Raw genomic sequence first — 18,679 nt, 5'->3', positions numbered from 1 at the left:
TAATTGATTATTTATTACAGGCATGTTTCATGCTTGAAACATATTCTTTTAAAGCATTACCCACATTTTCACCATGCTCTTCAATTATCTTTACAATTGCACTGCCAACAATAACCCCATCTGCAATTTTAGAAATATCTTCTGCTTGTTGAGGTGTATTAATACCAAAACCAACAGCTAACGGCAAATCAGTTACCTCACGAATATCTGATAGAATAGCATTTAAATCTGTTTTTATTTCACTACGCATTCCAGTGACTCCTAAAGAAGATACAACATAAATAAATCCGGTTGCATCATTAGCAATCATTTTAATTCGCTCACTTGAAGTTGGAGCAATTAGTGAAATAACATCCACATCATTTTTAAGAGCAATATCCTTAATTTCGCCTTTTTCTTCATATGGTAAATCTGGAGAGATAATACCATCAACTCCTAATTCACCACATTTCTTAAAGAAATCTTCATAACCATAAAAGAAAACCGGATTGATATAAGTTAAAAATACCAATGGAATATCAGTTTTTTCACGAACTCTTCTAACAATATCAAAAACATCATCTGTTGTAGTATCATGTTTTAAAGCACGTACATTTGCATCCTGAATTACAATACCCTCAGCCATAGGATCAGAAAAGGGAATACCAATTTCAATTAAATCGCATCCTGCCTCTTCCATAGCTAATATATACTCAACAGTTTTATCTATTGTTGGATCTCCTGCAGTCAAAAAACCTATAAATGCAGTCCCATTTTTAAATGCATTAGATATCTTACTCATTTAATTCAACTCCCCTATATTCTGCAATTGATCTAACATCCTTATCCCCTCTTCCTGAAAGACAAACTATTATACTATCCTCATTATCCATTTGTGGAGCTATTTCCATAGCATGAGCAACAGCATGCGCACTTTCAATAGCTGGAATAATTCCTTCCATCTTTGATAAATATTCGAACGCCTCAACCGCTTCTTCATCAGTTATAGGAACATATTCAGCTCTACCAATATCTCTTAAATAAGCATGTTCCGGACCGACACCCGGATAATCAAGACCTGCAGAAACTGAATATACCTGTGCAATTTGACCAGAATTACTTTGATTAAATATTGATTTCATTCCATGGAAAATTCCGATTTTCCCATTAGTTAATGCCGCTGCATTATATGGTGTATCAATGCCTTTTCCACCTGCTTCACATCCGATTAATTTAACATCTTCATCATCAATAAAGTTATAAAAAGCACCCATTGCATTACTTCCACCACCAACACATGCAACAACAGCAGATGGAAGTTTTCCTTCTTTTTCTAATATTTGTTCACGTGCCTCAGAACTTATTACTGCTTGAAAATCACGAACTATCATTGGAAATGGATGTGGTCCCATAGTTGAACCTATTACATAATTGGTATCATGAACACGAGCAATCCAATCTCTGAATGCATCGTTTACTGCATCTTTCAATGTTTTAGTTCCAGATTTTACTGAATGAACTTTTGCTCCTAACAACTCCATCCTATACACGTTTAGAGCTTGCCTTTTAGTATCTAATTCACCCATAAACACTTCACATTCCATATCCAAAAGTGCTGCAGCAGTAGCAGTTGCTACACCATGCTGGCCAGCACCAGTCTCAGCAATGACTCTTGTTTTTCCCATTTTTTTAGCAAGCAAAACTTGACCTAAAACATTATTAATTTTATGAGCTCCAGTATGGTTTAAATCTTCACGTTTTAAATAAATTTTAGCTCCACCAAGATCTTTTGTCATTCTTTTAGCATAATATAATAAAGATGGACGTCCTGCATACTCTTTTAATAACATGTTGAGCTCTTCTACAAAATCAGAATCATTCATGTAATGATTGTATTGCTCTTCTAAATAAATCAATTCGTTCATTAATGTTTCAGATATGTACTGACCACCATATTCCCCATATCTTCCTTTACTCAATTTATAACCTCCATTATTTCCTTAATTTTAATTTCATCTTTAAATCCATTAGTTTCAAGACTAGAACTCAGGTCTATTGCATATGGATTAAATTCTTCTATCGCTTTTCTAACGTTTTTACTATTTAATCCACCAGCCAAGAAAAAGTCTTTTTTTAAATTGCTATTTATCCATCGCCACTCAAAGGTTTTTCCACTTCCTTTGCCACTATCCAGTAATAAATAATCTGCCAAGGATTTATCGTATCTCAATAAATCTGTATCCTGTGACATTTCAATAGCATTTATAATTTTTAACTCATGATTAGTTTTTTCTTTTAAATCAATTATATATTCTTCACTTTCATTACCGTGAAGCTGTGCAATTTCAATTATACCTTCGTTAAATAAATCCAATATCTCATCCTGAGACGCATTGACAAAAACACCGACTGAAGTTATATTAGAATTCAAATTACTTTTTAATTTTTTAGCTAAATCATATGAAATCTTTCTTTTTGAGTCTGCAAAAACAAAACCTATATAATCTGGAACATACTTATTTACAATTTCAATATCTTCCATCCGTTTAATTCCACAAATTTTGATTTTAACCATTTTTTAACTCCGAAATCATAGCCATCTTATCATTGCTTTTCATTAAAGTTTCACCTATTAAAACAGCATCAACATTATTTTCTTTTAATTTACTTATATCTTCTTTTGTTTTAATGCCACTTTCTGAAATAAATATAACATCACCACTTACACATCTACGTAGATTGATACTATTTTCGATATCTACAGTGAAATCTTTCAAGTTTCTATTGTTGACACCAATAATCTCCGCTCCAACAATCATCGCTTTTCTGATTTCATCACCATCATGAACCTCAACAATAGCTGAAAGTCCCAAATCATGTGCCAAGTCCAAATATTTCTTCAGTTGAACAATGTCCAATACAGAAACAATCAATAATATAGCTGAAGCACCTAATAATTTAGCTTCCCAAATCATATACTCATCAACAACAAAATCCTTTCTTAAAATAGGAATAGAAACATTTTGAGCAATTTCACTTAAGTAATCATCAGACCCCATGAAAAAGAAAGGTTCAGTTAAAACTGAAATTGCAGAAGCACCAGCCTGTTCATAATCTTTTGCAATAGTAATATAATCAAAATCTTCAGCTATTAATCCTTTAGAAGGAGATGCTTTTTTAACCTCAGCAATAATTGACATTCCATCCTCACTTAAAGCTTTTTTAAAAGGAAATTCATCAGTTACATCCATCAATGAAACATCTTTTTTGATTTCTTCAAGAGGAATTCTCTTCTTAGCATCTTCAACTCTTTTTTTAGTTTTCTCAACAATTTCATCCAACATAATAATCAGCTATTTGTAAATTCAATAAATTTTTCAAGTTGCTTTAACGCTTTTCCAGAATCAATAATTTCAGCTGCAAGGTCAACACCTTCCCTTAAAGATTCCACTTTACCTGCAACATATAATCCTGCAGCAGAATTTAAGAGAACAACATTTCTTCTTGGCCCTTTCTCACCTTTCAATATGGACAAAGTAATTTCAGCATTTTTACGAGCATCACCACCAACAAGATCCTCTTTTGATGCTAATTCCATACCAAAATATTCTGGTGAAATCTCATATGACATTGTTTTACCATCCTTAAGCTCACATACAAATGTCTTATCACTTGTTGAAATTTCATCCATTCCATCCATCCCATAAACGGACATCGCAGATGAAACACCTAAATTTTTTAATACCTCCATCAAAGGTTCAACAAGTTCCTTTTCATAAACACCCAATACTTGCATTGTAGCCCCAGCAGGATTTGTTAAAGGGCCTAAAATATTGAATATTGTCCTAATTGAAAGTTCCTTTCGAACATTAGCTACATATTTCATCGATAAATGATAATTTTGGGCAAATAAGAAACATAAATTTATTTTTTCCAAGCATTTTATACTTTTTTCAGGTTCAATGTGAATGTTTACTCCTAATTGTTCTAAAACATCTGCAGCCCCACATTTACTGGAAGCTGATCGGTTTCCATGTTTTGCAACAGGGACTCCTGCCGCAGATATGACAATTGATGAAGTAGTAGATATATTGAAAGTATTTGAACCATCACCACCAGTACCAACAATCTCTAAAACTTCCTTATCATTTAATAACCTTACACAATGAGCCCTCATAGCTTCAGCAGAAGCAGTAATCTCATCTATTGTTTCTCCTTTCATAGACATAGCAGTTAAGTAAGCACTCATCTGAACTTCACTTGCCTCACCACTCATAATCTCATCCATGGTTTGATATGCTTCACTATAAGTTAAATCTTGATTTTTGTATACTTTTAGAATAGCTTCTTTAATCATAATATTCCCCTTTTCACTTTTTCTAAAAAATTTCGTATAATATTTAAACCATCTGGTGTTAATATTGATTCTGGGTGAAATTGAAACCCATAAACATTGAACTCTTTATGTTTAATCGCCATGACCTCACCATCATCTTTAGCTTTTGAAATAATTTCTAAGCAATCTGGAAGAGTATTCTCCAGCAAACTTAAAGAATGATATCTCCCAACAGTTATTTCACCTGGCAATCCTTTAAATATAAAATCATAATCCAGAGCAATTTTTGAAGACTTTCCATGCATTAGTCTCTTAGCATGAGATACCTTTCCTCCAAATGCAGCACAAATTACTTGATGACCTAAACAAACACCAATAATCGGTATTTTATCATAAAACTCATTAACTACATCAATGCAAATTCCTGCATCTTCAGGTTTCCCAGGACCTGGAGATAAAATAATTGCATCCGGATTTAAACTTTCAATCTCTTCAAGCGTTATTTTATTATTTCTATAAACTTGAATATCCTCATCAACTTCCCCTATTAATTGATATAAATTATACGAGAAACTATCATAGTTATCAATTAAAAGAATCATGAAATTCCCCCATCAGCAATTTTTAAAGCATTGATTACAGCAGCTGCTTTGTTTAAACATTCATCGAATTCCTTGTCTGGAACACTATCTGCAACAATTCCTGCTCCTGAACGAATGAAAACTTTATTATTACGAGCAAATGCAATTCTAATTGATATGCAAGTGTCAATATTTCCACTTAAATCCACATATCCAATAGCTCCACCATATATTCCCCTTTTATTGTCCTCAAGCTCATTAATTATTTCGCAAGCTCTTAATTTTGGAGCACCAGACAATGTTCCTGCAGGAAGAATAGAATCAATAGCTGAAAGTGAATCCAAGTCACTTCTTAATGTTCCGCTAACAGTCGATCCTATATGCATCACATGCGAGAATTTCTCAATAGATAAATATTTATCAACACTTACAGAGCCTATTTCTGATATTTTCCCAATGTCATTACGGCCTAAATCAACTAGCATATTATGCTCAGCCAACTCTTTTTCATCTGTAAGTAATTCCTCTTCAAGCATTAAATCCTCCTTTTCAGTTCTCCCACGAGGCCTTGTTCCTGCAAGTGGAAATGTATATAATTTATCATCCGTTAGTTTAACTAATGTTTCCGGTGAAGCACCAGCTATTTCAATATCATTACTTGAGAAATAAAACATGTAAGGGGAAGGATTAGTCGTTCTTAAGACCCTATATGTATCAAATAAGCTTCCAGAAATATCCGCTTCAATCCTATTTGATAAAACAACTTGAAAGATGTCACCTTCATAAATATAATTTTTAGCTTTTTTAACCATTTCACAATATTTTTCACGTGAAAAAACTGGTTCAAATTCTGATTTTAAGTTAAGTGGTTGTATTTTAACTTTTTTACCAGTTTTAATCAAATTTGCTATACTTTTTAATTCTTCACATGCTTTATTATAATTGTTTTCCAACTCATCAGTTTTCATGTTGATTATGATAATAATCTTTTGCTTGAAGTTATCAAATGCAATAACCTTATCAAACAACATTAAATCAATATCTTTGAATTGATCTTGATTTTTCGCATCTAAATTAAGAGAAGGCTCGCAATATTTAATGTAATCGTATGCAAAATATCCAACGAATCCGCCTGTAAATGTAGGTAAATATTCAAGCTTTGGAGATTTATTTTTTCTAACCAAATCTTTTATAACCTCACCTGGAGAATCACTCTCAATTATTATTTCATCATCATTCAGCTCATTGAAATCCTTATCTCCCCTAATATGTACAATGCCATCCTGACATGTAACTTCTAAAAGTGGATTAAATCCTAAAAAACTGTATCTTCCCCATTTCTTTGAATCTTCAACACTTTCCAACATGTAAGTATGATTACTAATTCCCTTTAAAATTCTTAAAACTTCTATAGGAGTGGCAATATCTGAAAATAATTCATAAGATATTGGAATCCTCTTATATTCTTTATTTTTTCCTATTTCTTTTACTTCTTCTAAACTTGGGGAAAACATAGTATCACTTATATTTCATTCTCATAATACATTATATATAATGTACTATTTAAATCCTTGTTGTAATAAAATGTACATTATATTATACATTGAAAAAAAATTAATTCATTTTGTCCTGTTCTTGGCTAAATTGAATTACAATTTTTTTGATTTCCCTGCTTTCCAAATATGGAAGTTTCTCTGTGATTTCTTTTTCTAAATCACGATTTAGTTGAAGTCTTTTTTGAGAGTATTCCTCCCCTTCAAAATCTTTGCGACATTGTTTATTAAGATTTGAATATTTAGTAATCAATGGTTGAAGAATAGACCCGATGTCTTTTTCTAATTGATCGTTTTTAATTTTTTGTTCTTTAATTCCAGCTACAAAACCTAGGACAGTTATGAAAAATCCTAAAACAGTTACAGTCAATGCTGGAACAAAAAATTTATCATTATCTATAAAGAATATTGTAAGAAAAATTCCAACAAATATTAAAAAAATACCTATTTTTTTTAAATCCATATTAAAACTCCTTAAAATATTCTATAATTTATTAATATTTAATATATTCCATTGCTCTTTAATTTGAATTAGGATTACAATAGCTGAAATGATTGCTAAAATTGACATTATTAACATTACAACATGATTTGTAAATAAAACTTTGCCCACATCAATGATAACAATGCTCTCAGCAATAAAATTATTTAAAAAGTGTGCAAAAATCGGAACTAAAATATTATCCGTTTTTAAATACAAAATAGCCATGCAAATAGCAAAAATAAAAGCAGATGTAATACTTCCAAAGCCATGTAAGAATGCAAATAAAATAGATGAAATCACTATTGAAAAAGCCATTGGCAGAAGTAAATTTAACCTATTTAACAACACACCCCTAAAAATCAATTCTTCTGAAACTGGTGAAATAAAAACTACCATTATAAATCCATAAAAAGCAAACAAAGAATTATTAACCAGTACTGAAGACCTGACAAATGAATTTAAAGCTGGATAAACTCCTAGAATAAAGTTTGACAAATAAAGCAAACCATAAGATATAAAAATATTCAGGATTACAACAGTTAAAATATCTTTTAACGATTGCATTGTAAAGACTTTTAGAAAATCCTGCCTAAAACTTGAAAAAGAACTTTTAAGCTTAAAAATGAAGTAACAAATCACAGAAACATAAATTAAACTAGAATTAAACTTAAATAAATTTAATGAAGCTAACAAAGATTCAATGATAAAAATTAAAAGAATAAAAATTGATAAGTCCCTCAAGGAAATAAGTTTAAGTTTTTCGTTAAATGAAGACATATTATCAAGATGAAATTTTCAAAGTAACTAGTTTAAATTTATTTTATATAAAATTTTCTTAGCAAACTCTATTATTTGCTTCCAAATATGTTACCTGCTTAAACACGATTAACAAATATTGATTATTCTAAATAAAACATATAAATGTTTTGTAACAATACCTAAATTATAATAGTATTAAAGTAGAATATTATATTGTTATTCATAATTATGTGAGATGATAAAATGGCTATACATCCTATTGAATTTAGATATGGGACTCCTGAAATGAAAAAAATTTGGGAAGAAGAAAATAAATTACAAAAAATGTTAGATGTTGAATCAGCATTAGCTCAAGCTGAAGGTAAACTTGGAATTATACCTCAGGAAGTAGCTGATGAAATTTCAGCAAAAGCTAACACAAAATACGTTAAATTAGCAAGAATGAAAGAAATTGAAGCAGCAACTAATCATGATATCGCAGCATTATCCAAATCAATTACAGAAGTTTGTGAAAATGGTGCTGGAGAATATGTGCACTTTGGAGCAACCTCTAATGATATTGTTGACAGTTCAAATTCATTATTAATCAAAGATTCAATTACTGTATTGAAAGAAAAATTAGAAAGACTAACTAAAATCATGCTAGATTTAGCAAGTGAACACAAAATGAAAGTATGTATTGGACGTACTCACGGCCAACATGCTTTACCAACAACTTACGGAATGAAATTTGCTTTATGGGCTGATGAACTCCATAGACAATACGATAGATTAGAACATGCTGAATCAAATGTATGTGTTGGAATGATGGACGGTGCAGTAGGTACCACTGCAGCATTAGGCGAACAAGGTTGGGAAATCCATAAAACTGTTGCAGAAATCTTAGGTTTACCTGCAGCAACCATTACTAACCAAGTTGTTCAAAGAGACAATCATGTTGAATTTATTAGCGTATTAGCCAATATTGCAAGTACTTTAGATAAAATAGGACTTGAAATAAGAAGCTTACAAAGAACTGAAATTATGGAATTAGGAGAATACTTCGACCCTGAAAAACAAGTGGGAAGTAGTACTATGCCTCATAAAATGAATCCTATTACTGCTGAAAGAATTTGTGGTGTTGCAAGAATCGTTAAATCCTATGTAAATGCAGCATTAGATAACAACCCTCTTTGGCACGAAAGAGATTTAACCAATTCTTCTTGTGAAAGAATAATGTTCCCAGAAAGTTGTATTTTAACCGACTACATTTTAAACTTAACAATTAAATTAATGAGCAATCTAGTATTCTACGATGAAAACATCGAAAGAAACTTAAACTTCACTCATGGTTTAATTATGGCTGAAAGATTAATGGCAGAACTTACCCGTGCAGGAATGGGAAAACAAACTGCTTACGGAATTGTAAGAAAAAATGCTATTAAAGCTAATAAAGAAAAATTATTACTTGGTGAATTAATTTTAGAAGACGAAGAAGTTAAAAAATACTTAACTCAAGAAGATGTCGATAAAATAATAGATCCACACACATATACCGGATCAATACCTACCATTATTGATGAATTAATTGAAAAATCACAAGAATGGTTTTAAAATTAAAAAAATAGAATTAATTGATTTAAATCAATTAATTCTAATTATTACTTTTTCTTTTTATTTCAGGAACATATCTCTTAAGCATTAATGAAAGAGATATGACTGTTACAGAACTCATTGCCATTGCAAGACCAGCTAATGCAGGCTCAAATGTTATACCAAATGCAGGATATAAGACTCCCGCCGCAATAGGAATCAATACTGAATTGTATGCGAATGCCCAAAATATATTTTCCTTGATTCTACGCATTACTTTTTTAGAGAACTGAATAGCTGCAACAACATTTTCTAAGTCCCCCTCCATAACAACAATATCACCACTTTCCATAGCAATATCAGTCCCATTACCCATAGCTACACCGATATCTGCTTGTGTAAGTGCAGGAGCATCGTTAATACCATCTCCAACAAATAAAACTTTTTTAGTATTATTTGCTTGAACTTCTTTAATAATTTCTAATTTGTTTTCAGGTAGAACACTTGCCCTTATATTATCAATTCCAACTTCACGAGCTACATTTAATGCAGTAGATTCATTATCTCCAGTTAACATATAAGTTTCAATACCCATATTATGCAGTTCATCAATTGTTCTTTTAGATGTTGTTTTAATCTTATCAGACAAACTTAAGAAACCTTTAACAGTTTTTTCCTCAGCCAAAAATATAATTGTTTTAGATAACTCCTCAAGTTCATGATACCTATCAATTAATTCAGATGAAACTTCAACATTTTCCATTTCCATCAATGCCAAATTACCTGCAAGAACTTCTTTAGAATTGAGTTCTGATTTTAGACCTTTACCTGTTATATTTTCAAAACTGGAAGTCTGATCCAATTCAATATTCATTTCCTTTGATTTATTTACAATCGCCTTAGCAATAGGATGAGTTGAATTTTGCTCAACACTTGCTGCAAGTTTAATTAACTCCCCATCTGAACAGCCATAAGCAATAATATCATCAACTTCGGGTCTTCCTTCTGTTATGGTACCTGTTTTATCAAATGCAGCAACATCAATTTGGCCAGCATTTTCTAAAGTATCTCCATTTTTAATTAGAATTCCATATTCTGCAGCCCTACCAACACCTACAGTGACTGCTGTTGGAGTCGCAAGCCCTAAAGCACATGGACATGCCACTACCAAAATAGAAATCAAGCAGGTTAATGAGAAAAGCAATGTTGCTCCAAGCAAATAATACCAGATTAAGAATACAACAATAGCTATTGTTAAAATAACTGGAATGAAATAAGATACAATTGTATTAGCAAATTTTTGAACTGGAGGCCTTGAAGATTGTGCCTTCTCAACTAAACGAATAATATTTGAAAGTACTGTTTCTTTTCCAATTTTTTTAGCTTTAATCTGCAAGACACCATCCTGATTAATAGTTCCAGCAAAAACTTCTTCACCCTCTCTTTTTACTTTAGGGATTGGTTCACCATTAATCATAGATTCATCCACATAAGATTCCCCTCCAACGACATCACCATCGACAGGAATCTTTTCACCAGGTTTTACAAGTAACAAATCATCCAATATAATATCTTCAATAGCTACTTCCTTTTGAGATTTTATTTCACCATTTTCATCAACTTCGATTGCTGTTGCAACAGTCGGCTGAAGACCAATTAATTCACGAATTGAATCAGAAGTTCTTTTCTTAGCTCTTGCTTCCAAGTATCTTCCAATCATTAAAAATGAAGGAAGCATTACAGCAGAATCATAAAACATGAAAGTATGATCTAAAATAATACCAAAAGTTCCAAAAATACTTGAAACATAAGCAACCATAATACCCATTGAATACATTACATCCATATTTAAGTTTTTATGACTTAATCCATTCCATCCCGCTTTTAGAATAGGTAATGAAATGTATATAAACGGTGCAATACTTACAATCAATGAAAGTAAACCCATTGAAGAAATATGAACACCATTAGAATGATTAAAACCTTCAATAAGACCCATTAAAGGATCCCATCCACTAAACATTAAAATCATCAGAATAACAGAAAATATTAAACCAATAACAATTCTAGTAAGTTTATCTTTTAAATCCTTTTGATAAATAGCCTCATCATCTATTTCTGTTTGACCTTCAATACCTAAAAGCTCAAAACCTAAAGATTCAATTACCTTTTCTATTTCATCCATGTCTACTTTTGAAGAATCATATCTTATTTTAGCAGACTGAGAAGTTAAATCTGTTTTAACATCAAAAATTCCATCTAATCTGATTAAAAAATTCTCAACATTCATTGTACATGATGCACAATGCATACCCTGAATTCTTAGAGTCATTTCATCAGAATGCAATTCAAACCCTAAATTTTTGACTAATCTTTCAATTTCTTCATAAGAAATTTTTTTAGGATTAACAGTTATATGGAGTTTATTAGCAGCTAAATCAGCATCAACTTCTTCTACACCATCTATTTTTTTAAAAGTTTTATTAACACTTAAAACACAGGATGCACAGTGCATTCCTTCTATTGGCAAGTCCATACTTTTGAGTTTTGCCATATTATCACACTCTCATCATCATTGTTATAACTAATATTAATTTAAATATTATTAATATTTATTCCAAAAAATAATTTATGATAATATATGCAAATCCCCTCTCTAAAAGATATCATAACTAAGTCTGGATTTTAAGAAAAGAAAATGAATAACTATAGCATAATCAGTTTTTCACTATAATACCATCTTGGATTACTTTTAAAATATTATCATTATTACTTAAAATAGAAACATCCTCTAAAGGATTTGAATTAACTAAAATTAAATCTGCAATGAAATTTTTTTTAATTTCACCTAAATTATCATAACCTAAAAATTCGGCTGCCTTAACAGTTCCACTGGCCATTGCCTCCGAATTACTCATTCCAATCTTAGTCAAATGGATTAATTCTTCTAAATTATGTCCATGAGGAATAACTCCACTATCAGTACCCATTAAAATATTCACACCTTGTTCATATGCAACAGAAATGTTTTCCTTGTGAACTTCAACTATCTCTTTTAATTTAGCTGTTTTTTCAGTTGCATAATTATCCCATGCCGGAAATCCATTTTCATATAAAAATTGGTGAACCAAAAGGGTTGGAACTAAATCCACATTATTTTTTACCATTTTCAAAGAAGTCTTTTTATCAATGAATGTTCCATGTTCAATGGATGAAAAACCAGCATCAATACAATTATTCATTCCTTTTAAACTATGACAATGAGCTGAAACCTTCATATTACTTGTTTTAGCTTCATTTACTATAGCTTTAAGTTCTTTTTTATTAAATTGAGGAAAATCAGGTAAATTATTAGTTGTTAAAACTCCACCACTACACATCACCTTTATGAAATCCGCACCTGCTCTTTTTACTTCACGAGTCTTTTTTAGGACTTCATCCACACCATCACATCTTCCTTTAGGTAATCCAGGATACATTATCTCCATATCCCAACCAGACGGTAAAAATAAATCGAAATGCCCACCAGTCATTACAAGAGGCACAACAGATAAATGAACTTTAGGTGCTATGAATAATTTCCTCTGCTGGGCTAACTTAAAACTTAAATCAGCTGCTCCACAATCCCTAATTGTTGTAACCCCAGCATTAATTGTTTGTAATGAATGAGGAACAGCATTATAAAAATGAATTCCCAAAGGATTTACCATATTTTCTTCTTTATAAAATCCCTTTGCAAATATATGAGTATGACAGTCAATAAACCCTGGGAGTAAATAATTATCATTCCCCTCAATCACATTCACACTATTTTTTGTGGATATTTTAGATGAAGAAATCTCTTTGATCAAATTACCTTCAATCAAAACATTTTGATGAGTTTTTACATCATTTTGAGGATTAATAACATTTACATTTTTAATTAAAGTTTGCATATGTTCACTTATAATATTTCAATAGTTCCATTGTCTCCATCAACTTTAACTAAGGTTCCATTTGTTAACTCTTTAGTTTGACTAGGTGAATCGACCATTGGAATATCAGACATGATGGCACCAGTTGCTATAATCGGCTCTGCATTAAGACAAATAATAGCATTTGGAGCAGTATTATTTTTCATCATTTGGAAAATAACATAAGAACCAACAGTAGAACCTTTACCTCCAGGAATGAATAACACCTTATCTTTAATACATTCTCCTTTCAATTCATGAGTAGGGTCAATTATTACACCAGTTTTAGGATCAACACCACCAAGAAAACTAATAGGTTCAGATGAAACAATTAACTCTCCTTTTCCTTTTCCCTTTGCAATATTTCTACATTCAATCATACAAATCACCTAAATAACATCTTTTTTCATTATTTCTCTTAAAACAGCAGTAGCATATGAACCTTTATCAATTGAAAATTCACATAAAACACCCTCATCAGTCGGAATAGCTGATGCATCCCATACCTGAAATCTCATAGACCTCCTAAGTCCATGGCTTCCTAAACGTGGCATTTTTGGAACTTCAAAATTGGCTTTTGTAATATTATAATTTGTTAAAATGTCCTCTTCCATTTGTCCGACAGTCCCTCCTGCAAAAGGAACTTTTGTGCCATATAACGGACAAGTTGGACTAGCTTCAAAATTATCAATCAATTCTTGGAACTCTTCAGGAGTTTTATCACGAACAATGTGCTCTTCCTTGTCAATTATAATATCTCCTTCAATATATTTGTTCATTCCCATTTCTACTCTTTTACTTACAGCTTCATTAAATAAGTAAGACTGATAAGCATGGACAAACATCCTTTGAAGAGGCTTTGGAAGAGCGTGTAATGCATTCATATATGATTTATCAGTTAATTCACCTTTCTTAGAATCTCTAATTAATTCTTTTATCATCATTTTTTCATAACGCATTCCTTTGCCCATTAAATTAAGGGATTCTTCAAGGTTTCCGTCGTCAAATGCTTGTCTTGCAGCATAATTCTCATTAGATTCATCATCTTGAGGATTACCAATGTAAACATTAACTGCTTTTTCTAGATTATTTTCAACAAGAGCTTCTCCAACCAAATGAGTTATTGTTCTAGGTTTTCCAAACCTTTGCCATCCAAAATAATTAGGAACACCAGTTTTTTGAAGGTTTTCTAATACTTCATTTGCAACATCTGCACTTTTTTCAATGTCGTCCAAGTCTTTAACAAGAATTCTAAATTTGTTTCCTCTAAGTTGACCCATTCTAAGTTTTTTACGACCACGAACAATCTTTAAAAAATCAGTTTTATAAATATCCAAATTTTCAACCTGTTTAAGCTGCTCATCTGAATCCATATTCGCAATACAAATCCATTGACGGGTAATTGCTTTTTTATCCTTCATTCCAGCAAAACCCATTCTTTTTCTTGAAATATGCAAATCACGAGCAATATCCAAAACAACATCAAGTGTGGTCCGTCCTAACTTCTCAATCCACACATAAACATTAGGGCCCTCGCCTTCAGGAATGATTTCAGGAATTTCTTCAACATAAAAATCTTCATATTGGTTTCTAATTGTTCCACCAATACCCTTTTGAGCTGTAACATAAGTATTAGCATTTAACATAATAATCACGGAAAATAATAGTGCCCTGGCCGGGATTTGAACCCGGGGAATGGGATCCGCAGTCCCATGTGTTATCCAAACTACACCACCAGGGCAAATAAAATAAGATAACATATAATTTTATGATTTTAATAGTATTTAAATACTTACCTAAAAATGACTATTATAACTTATAATTTCTTAAAAATTTAATAATTCCACCCATAAAATTAACTATAAAAATTGAAGTTATTAATTGAAAACCATCATTCATTCTCTATTCACCATACCGACAAAGTATATGAATATTCATCATAATTTCTTGTTACTGTTGAAACTTTAGTAGCTTTCGAATAGTCACCAGATGAAGACAATATCTTTTCATCTAAAACATTATTTTCACTAAATCTATAATTCGTAAGATTAAAACTCGCAAATCTATTTTTACAAATTTCTGAAACTTCCCTAATAGACTCTTTTGAATTCTCATCATCTTTTAAGATTTTGGAAATATCTCCAAGAAAAGTTCCATCCGTAAAGTTTACTTTTCCACTTAGAATTTCCATAATGTCTTGAGCTGTTCTGATTTCACGAGAATCATAAGAATAATCAGGACTTTGAATAGAAATTACAGTATTTACTACTAAAAACACCATTAAAATTAAAATCACTGCTAAAACAGCATCAATTATATAAAAATATCCTCTTTCATCTAACATGAAAGAAAGTAGAATTTTAAAATATTAAAAAAATAGTAAAGTGTGCAAAAATTAATTTGCACGAATGTGATTAATCACTTTTTCTTTTTTAGCAATAGCTGCATCAGAAGCCATTTGAACTTTTTCCTTCATTTCTTCAAAGTCTTCAGGAGTTGTTTCACCAACCAGTTTTTTAATTTTGGTGTAAGCTGCTTCTCTAAACAATGGAACAAGTTTTTCCTCAGAAGAATCTTCCTTAATTAAGATTGGCTCACCAGATGTATTAACTTCCCCAATTTCAGATATAGCAACATCATATTTCCCAACAGCCTTTTTAATGTCACCAACGATTTCAGGAGGTGCAATTAACATTAATGAATCTGTTGAAACTCCTAATGGATCAATATTTAATGTTTCAAGCATATTTAATACATTTGGAGCAACCATTTGCCTAATTTCTTTTTCATAAAACTCCAATCCAACACCAGTTGTATTAGATATCTCATGAGCATCCCCTCTAAGACCACCATTGGTTACATCAGTCATAGCATGAATGTCTTTTACAAGATCTGCTTCAAATAATGCGTGAGAAGCTTGAACAAAGTTTACATTCATAGTATCCCATACAACATCAAAGAAACCATTATACAATGCAGTGGTTGTAATTGTTCCACCACCAGAACCTTCAGTTAAAAGAATCACATCCCCATCAGTTGCTCCTTTTCTTGCTGTAGGAGGGTAATTTGATACACCAACACTTCCAACTGCTGAAACAAATCTGTCACCTAAAACCATATCTCCACCAACACGTAAAGTACTTCCAGCAACGATTGGGACATCAACAAGTTCTGAAACTGCCGCAACACCTGCTGTAAAATCAAAGATTTTAGCTACATCCCCATCATCTGCCAAGTGAACATCACTCAATATAGCAACCGGGTCTGCTCCCATTACACAAACATCCCTAAGGGTCGCTCTAGTTACATGAAAACCTCCTAAAAATGGATATTCACTTAAACGTGAGTGAATTCCATCAACAGCTGTTGTAATATACACTTCATCATTATTTGCTTTTGCTTTAACAACCCCACCATCGTCTTGCTCTGATGGATTTACCAATGATGCAGTATTTGTCGAAGATACAATTTCTGCGATTTTTCTGTGAACAAAGAAATCACCTGCTCCACGAGATCCAACTCCCATTTCGCCCATTAAAACATTAGCTTTATTAACATTAGCTATTTCTTTTAAAAACTCATCGTCACTTTCTTGTAATTTAAGAGTTGTTGAAACTTCATCAATGACTGCTTTTGCCATTTCAACAGAGTTTTCTTCTGAAATTTTTTTATATTCTTTAATTCTTACAGCTAAAATCTCTGCTAAATCATCATAATCATAATCATCAATTCTAGCCCTTACAAATCCTTCAATATCCATATTATAACTCCAAATTAGTAAAATTCTTTAAAATCTTAAGTCCTGCTACACCACTTTTTTCTGGATGGAACTGTGTTGAAAATAAGTTATTTTGACTTAAACTAGCTACAACTTCTCCACCATAATCACAAACTCCGGCAATGATGCTTTCATCATCCGGAACAACATGGTATGAATGCACAAAATAGAAATATTCCCCATCGACTCCTTCTAAAATAGGTGAATTATTACACACTTTTAAATTATTCCAACCCATATGAGGTATTTTTATATCTCCAGACAACATTTCAGCATTTCCTTTGAATAAATCAAGGCCTTTAACACCAACTGCCTCTTCACTTGAACTCATTAAAACTTGCTGACCAAGACAAACCCCTAAAAATGGCTTATCATCTTCAACATGTTCATGAATTACATCTTCAAACGGTTCTAAATTTTCCATTGCACTTCCAAATGCTCCTACACCAGGTAAAACAAGATAATCACTGCTAGCAATTACTTCCTTATCATCTGTAATTTGAAAATCCGCACCAATTTTTCTAAATCCATTTGAGATGCTTTTCAAATTTCCGCTTTTATAATCAATAATTGTTATCATTCATTTAACCATCCAATAGCTGATCTAATCATGCCTCCAAAGTCTGAAAATACTATCTCCTCAGTACCAAGAGTTTTTGAATGAGCATCAAGCTCAGCAACAACATGAGTATAACCCAAATCTCTTAAAGGTTCCACTAAACGAGGACCATCAGTTATTGCAACTGATTCAACATCAAAGTCTTCAATTGGAAAAGCATGTGGAACACCAAATACAACAATCAAGTCTAAATCCTTATCTTCCAAGTACTCAGCAGCAACATTTGCAGTGATAGGATATTCGTCAAGCCCACCAGTAATATAGTCAATATTCATTGACAGTTCATTACTAATATTTCTCGCATGACCTTTGATTCTTTCAAGTCCAATATTCTCATCAAGATTTGCTACAATAATCGGTTTATTGTTAGGATTTATTTCATTATAATCAAAATTGATAATATCTGCAAACAAATAAGATGTTTCTTTTTTAGCATTGTGTACAAATGCTACTTTTTTACCATCTTTAATAGCTTGAACTACAATTTTAGCAACATTTTCTTTTGAATCACCAAAATTAGGCTTAATGTATTTACCTTGTGCCATTCCACGTGTTTTTTCAACTTCAGTTGCTTTTTCAAGCATCTCAATTTGCCTATCTGCTTCATCTTGCGGTATAACACCACACTCTACTGCTGATTCTAAAACCATAATAGCACCAACGGTATTATCACCTTCACCAGATCCTCCATGAGACTCTACAGGTATTACCGTACAAGGCAAATCAACATTAGTAATGGCCTCTTTTAAATCTTCACCAATAATCATACTTGCACAAGTACCTACAACACCCATTAATTTCGGATTGAACATATCATAAGCTTCTTTTAAAGTTTCTTCCAACTTTTCGCCAGCTCCTAAAATAAAATCATTTTCAGCCATTGCAGTTGTTAAGACTCTTACACCATCACTTTCTAAAAGTCTTCCAGTTCTAAAACAACAACCATTTGGCCCGTGCATAATAATAACATCAACATTCATATCCCTTAAAGTGTAAAGAGATGCTGCAATTGGACTTGGTCTTGGATGCATATTTTTTCACCTAACTAATTTAATAAATAATTAT

18 protein-coding genes and 1 tRNA gene are annotated in these 18,679 nt (G+C 31.7%); 1 reads left to right on the top strand and 18 read right to left on the bottom strand.

Features of this window, described 5'->3' with window-relative positions; all coding sequences use genetic code 11:
- Window positions 1-7 precede the first annotated feature (7 nt).
- The 9 genes from trpA to ACR0P1_RS03265 all read right to left on the bottom strand — a co-directional run bounded on the left by trpA (window position 8) and on the right by ACR0P1_RS03265 (window position 7,497).
- Window positions 8-781, bottom strand: a complete 774-nt coding sequence (gene trpA / locus ACR0P1_RS03305) for a tryptophan synthase subunit alpha (protein WP_432644987.1) — start codon at window positions 779-781, stop codon at window positions 8-10.
- Window positions 774-1,958 (bottom strand): tryptophan synthase subunit beta, encoded by a 1,185-nt coding sequence (gene trpB / locus ACR0P1_RS03300; RefSeq protein WP_432644986.1) that lies wholly within the window; start codon window positions 1,956-1,958, stop codon window positions 774-776. Before trpB ends, trpA begins: the two co-directional genes overlap by 8 nt.
- A complete protein-coding gene (locus tag ACR0P1_RS03295) occupies window positions 1,955-2,554 on the bottom strand; it encodes a phosphoribosylanthranilate isomerase (protein WP_432644985.1) in 600 nt (199 codons plus the stop codon). The genes trpB and ACR0P1_RS03295 overlap by 4 nt, the downstream gene beginning before the upstream one ends.
- Window positions 2,547-3,323 carry an indole-3-glycerol phosphate synthase TrpC gene (gene trpC / locus ACR0P1_RS03290; RefSeq protein WP_432644984.1) on the bottom strand — a complete coding sequence of 259 codons (777 nt, stop codon included), beginning with the start codon at window positions 3,321-3,323 and terminating at the stop codon, window positions 2,547-2,549. Before trpC ends, ACR0P1_RS03295 begins: the two co-directional genes overlap by 8 nt.
- 5 nt (window positions 3,324-3,328) lie before the next feature.
- The gene (trpD, locus tag ACR0P1_RS03285; protein WP_432644983.1) at window positions 3,329-4,336 is read right to left on the bottom strand and encodes an anthranilate phosphoribosyltransferase; all 1,008 of its coding nucleotides are present in this window, start codon (window positions 4,334-4,336) and stop codon (window positions 3,329-3,331) included.
- On the bottom strand, window positions 4,333-4,917 hold the full coding sequence (locus ACR0P1_RS03280) for an anthranilate synthase component II (protein WP_432644982.1): 585 nt from the start codon (window positions 4,915-4,917) through the stop codon (window positions 4,333-4,335). Before ACR0P1_RS03280 ends, trpD begins: the two co-directional genes overlap by 4 nt.
- Window positions 4,914-6,410, bottom strand: coding sequence for an anthranilate synthase component I (trpE, locus tag ACR0P1_RS03275; protein ID WP_432644981.1), 1,497 nt, complete (start codon window positions 6,408-6,410; stop codon window positions 4,914-4,916). The genes ACR0P1_RS03280 and trpE overlap by 4 nt, the downstream gene beginning before the upstream one ends.
- Window positions 6,411-6,510: 100 nt before the next feature.
- Window positions 6,511-6,912: a hypothetical protein gene (locus ACR0P1_RS03270; protein WP_432644980.1), complete on the bottom strand. Its 402-nt coding sequence runs from the start codon at window positions 6,910-6,912 to the stop codon at window positions 6,511-6,513.
- A 21-nt stretch (window positions 6,913-6,933) separates the two neighbouring features.
- The gene (locus tag ACR0P1_RS03265; protein WP_432644979.1) at window positions 6,934-7,497 is read right to left on the bottom strand and encodes a CPBP family intramembrane glutamic endopeptidase; all 564 of its coding nucleotides are present in this window, start codon (window positions 7,495-7,497) and stop codon (window positions 6,934-6,936) included.
- Between the two features lie 438 nt (window positions 7,498-7,935).
- Between ACR0P1_RS03265 and purB the strand changes: the two genes are divergently transcribed.
- Window positions 7,936-9,285 (top strand): adenylosuccinate lyase, encoded by a 1,350-nt coding sequence (gene purB / locus ACR0P1_RS03260; RefSeq protein WP_432644978.1) that lies wholly within the window; start codon window positions 7,936-7,938, stop codon window positions 9,283-9,285.
- Window positions 9,286-9,325: 40 nt separating this feature from the next.
- On the opposite strand, the gene ACR0P1_RS03255 is transcribed toward purB, so the two are convergent.
- The 9 genes from ACR0P1_RS03255 to cfbD all read right to left on the bottom strand — a co-directional run bounded on the left by ACR0P1_RS03255 (window position 9,326) and on the right by cfbD (window position 18,645).
- Entirely contained in the window at window positions 9,326-11,818 is a 2,493-nt protein-coding gene (locus ACR0P1_RS03255) for a heavy metal translocating P-type ATPase (RefSeq protein WP_432644977.1), read from the bottom strand.
- A gap of 163 nt (window positions 11,819-11,981) precedes the next feature.
- Window positions 11,982-13,199 (bottom strand): amidohydrolase family protein, encoded by a 1,218-nt coding sequence (locus ACR0P1_RS03250; protein WP_432644976.1) that lies wholly within the window; start codon window positions 13,197-13,199, stop codon window positions 11,982-11,984.
- Between the two features lie 8 nt (window positions 13,200-13,207).
- On the bottom strand, window positions 13,208-13,597 hold the full coding sequence (locus tag ACR0P1_RS03245; RefSeq protein ID WP_432644975.1) for a DUF126 domain-containing protein: 390 nt from the start codon (window positions 13,595-13,597) through the stop codon (window positions 13,208-13,210).
- A gap of 9 nt (window positions 13,598-13,606) precedes the next feature.
- The gene (truD, locus tag ACR0P1_RS03240; RefSeq protein ID WP_432644974.1) at window positions 13,607-14,863 is read right to left on the bottom strand and encodes a tRNA pseudouridine(13) synthase TruD; all 1,257 of its coding nucleotides are present in this window, start codon (window positions 14,861-14,863) and stop codon (window positions 13,607-13,609) included.
- Window positions 14,864-14,884: 21 nt separating this feature from the next.
- Window positions 14,885-14,958 (bottom strand) — tRNA-Arg (locus tag ACR0P1_RS03235).
- A gap of 165 nt (window positions 14,959-15,123) precedes the next feature.
- A complete protein-coding gene (locus tag ACR0P1_RS03230; RefSeq protein WP_432644973.1) occupies window positions 15,124-15,561 on the bottom strand; it encodes a hypothetical protein in 438 nt (145 codons plus the stop codon).
- A 51-nt stretch (window positions 15,562-15,612) separates the two neighbouring features.
- A complete protein-coding gene (locus ACR0P1_RS03225; protein ID WP_432644972.1) occupies window positions 15,613-16,977 on the bottom strand; it encodes an AIR synthase-related protein in 1,365 nt (454 codons plus the stop codon).
- Window position 16,978: 1 nt separating this feature from the next.
- The gene (gene hisH / locus ACR0P1_RS03220; RefSeq protein ID WP_432644971.1) at window positions 16,979-17,575 is read right to left on the bottom strand and encodes an imidazole glycerol phosphate synthase subunit HisH; all 597 of its coding nucleotides are present in this window, start codon (window positions 17,573-17,575) and stop codon (window positions 16,979-16,981) included.
- A complete protein-coding gene (cfbD, locus tag ACR0P1_RS03215; RefSeq protein WP_432644970.1) occupies window positions 17,572-18,645 on the bottom strand; it encodes a Ni-sirohydrochlorin a,c-diamide reductive cyclase catalytic subunit in 1,074 nt (357 codons plus the stop codon). The genes hisH and cfbD overlap by 4 nt, the downstream gene beginning before the upstream one ends.
- Between the last annotated feature and the right edge of the window lie 34 nt (window positions 18,646-18,679).

Source organism: Methanobrevibacter sp., from assembly GCF_050872065.1.
Taxonomy (GTDB): Archaea; Methanobacteriota; Methanobacteria; order Methanobacteriales; family Methanobacteriaceae; genus Methanocatella.
The sequence above is the reverse complement of the archived record's forward strand: the minus strand, read 5'-3'. Positions and strand labels throughout refer to the sequence as shown.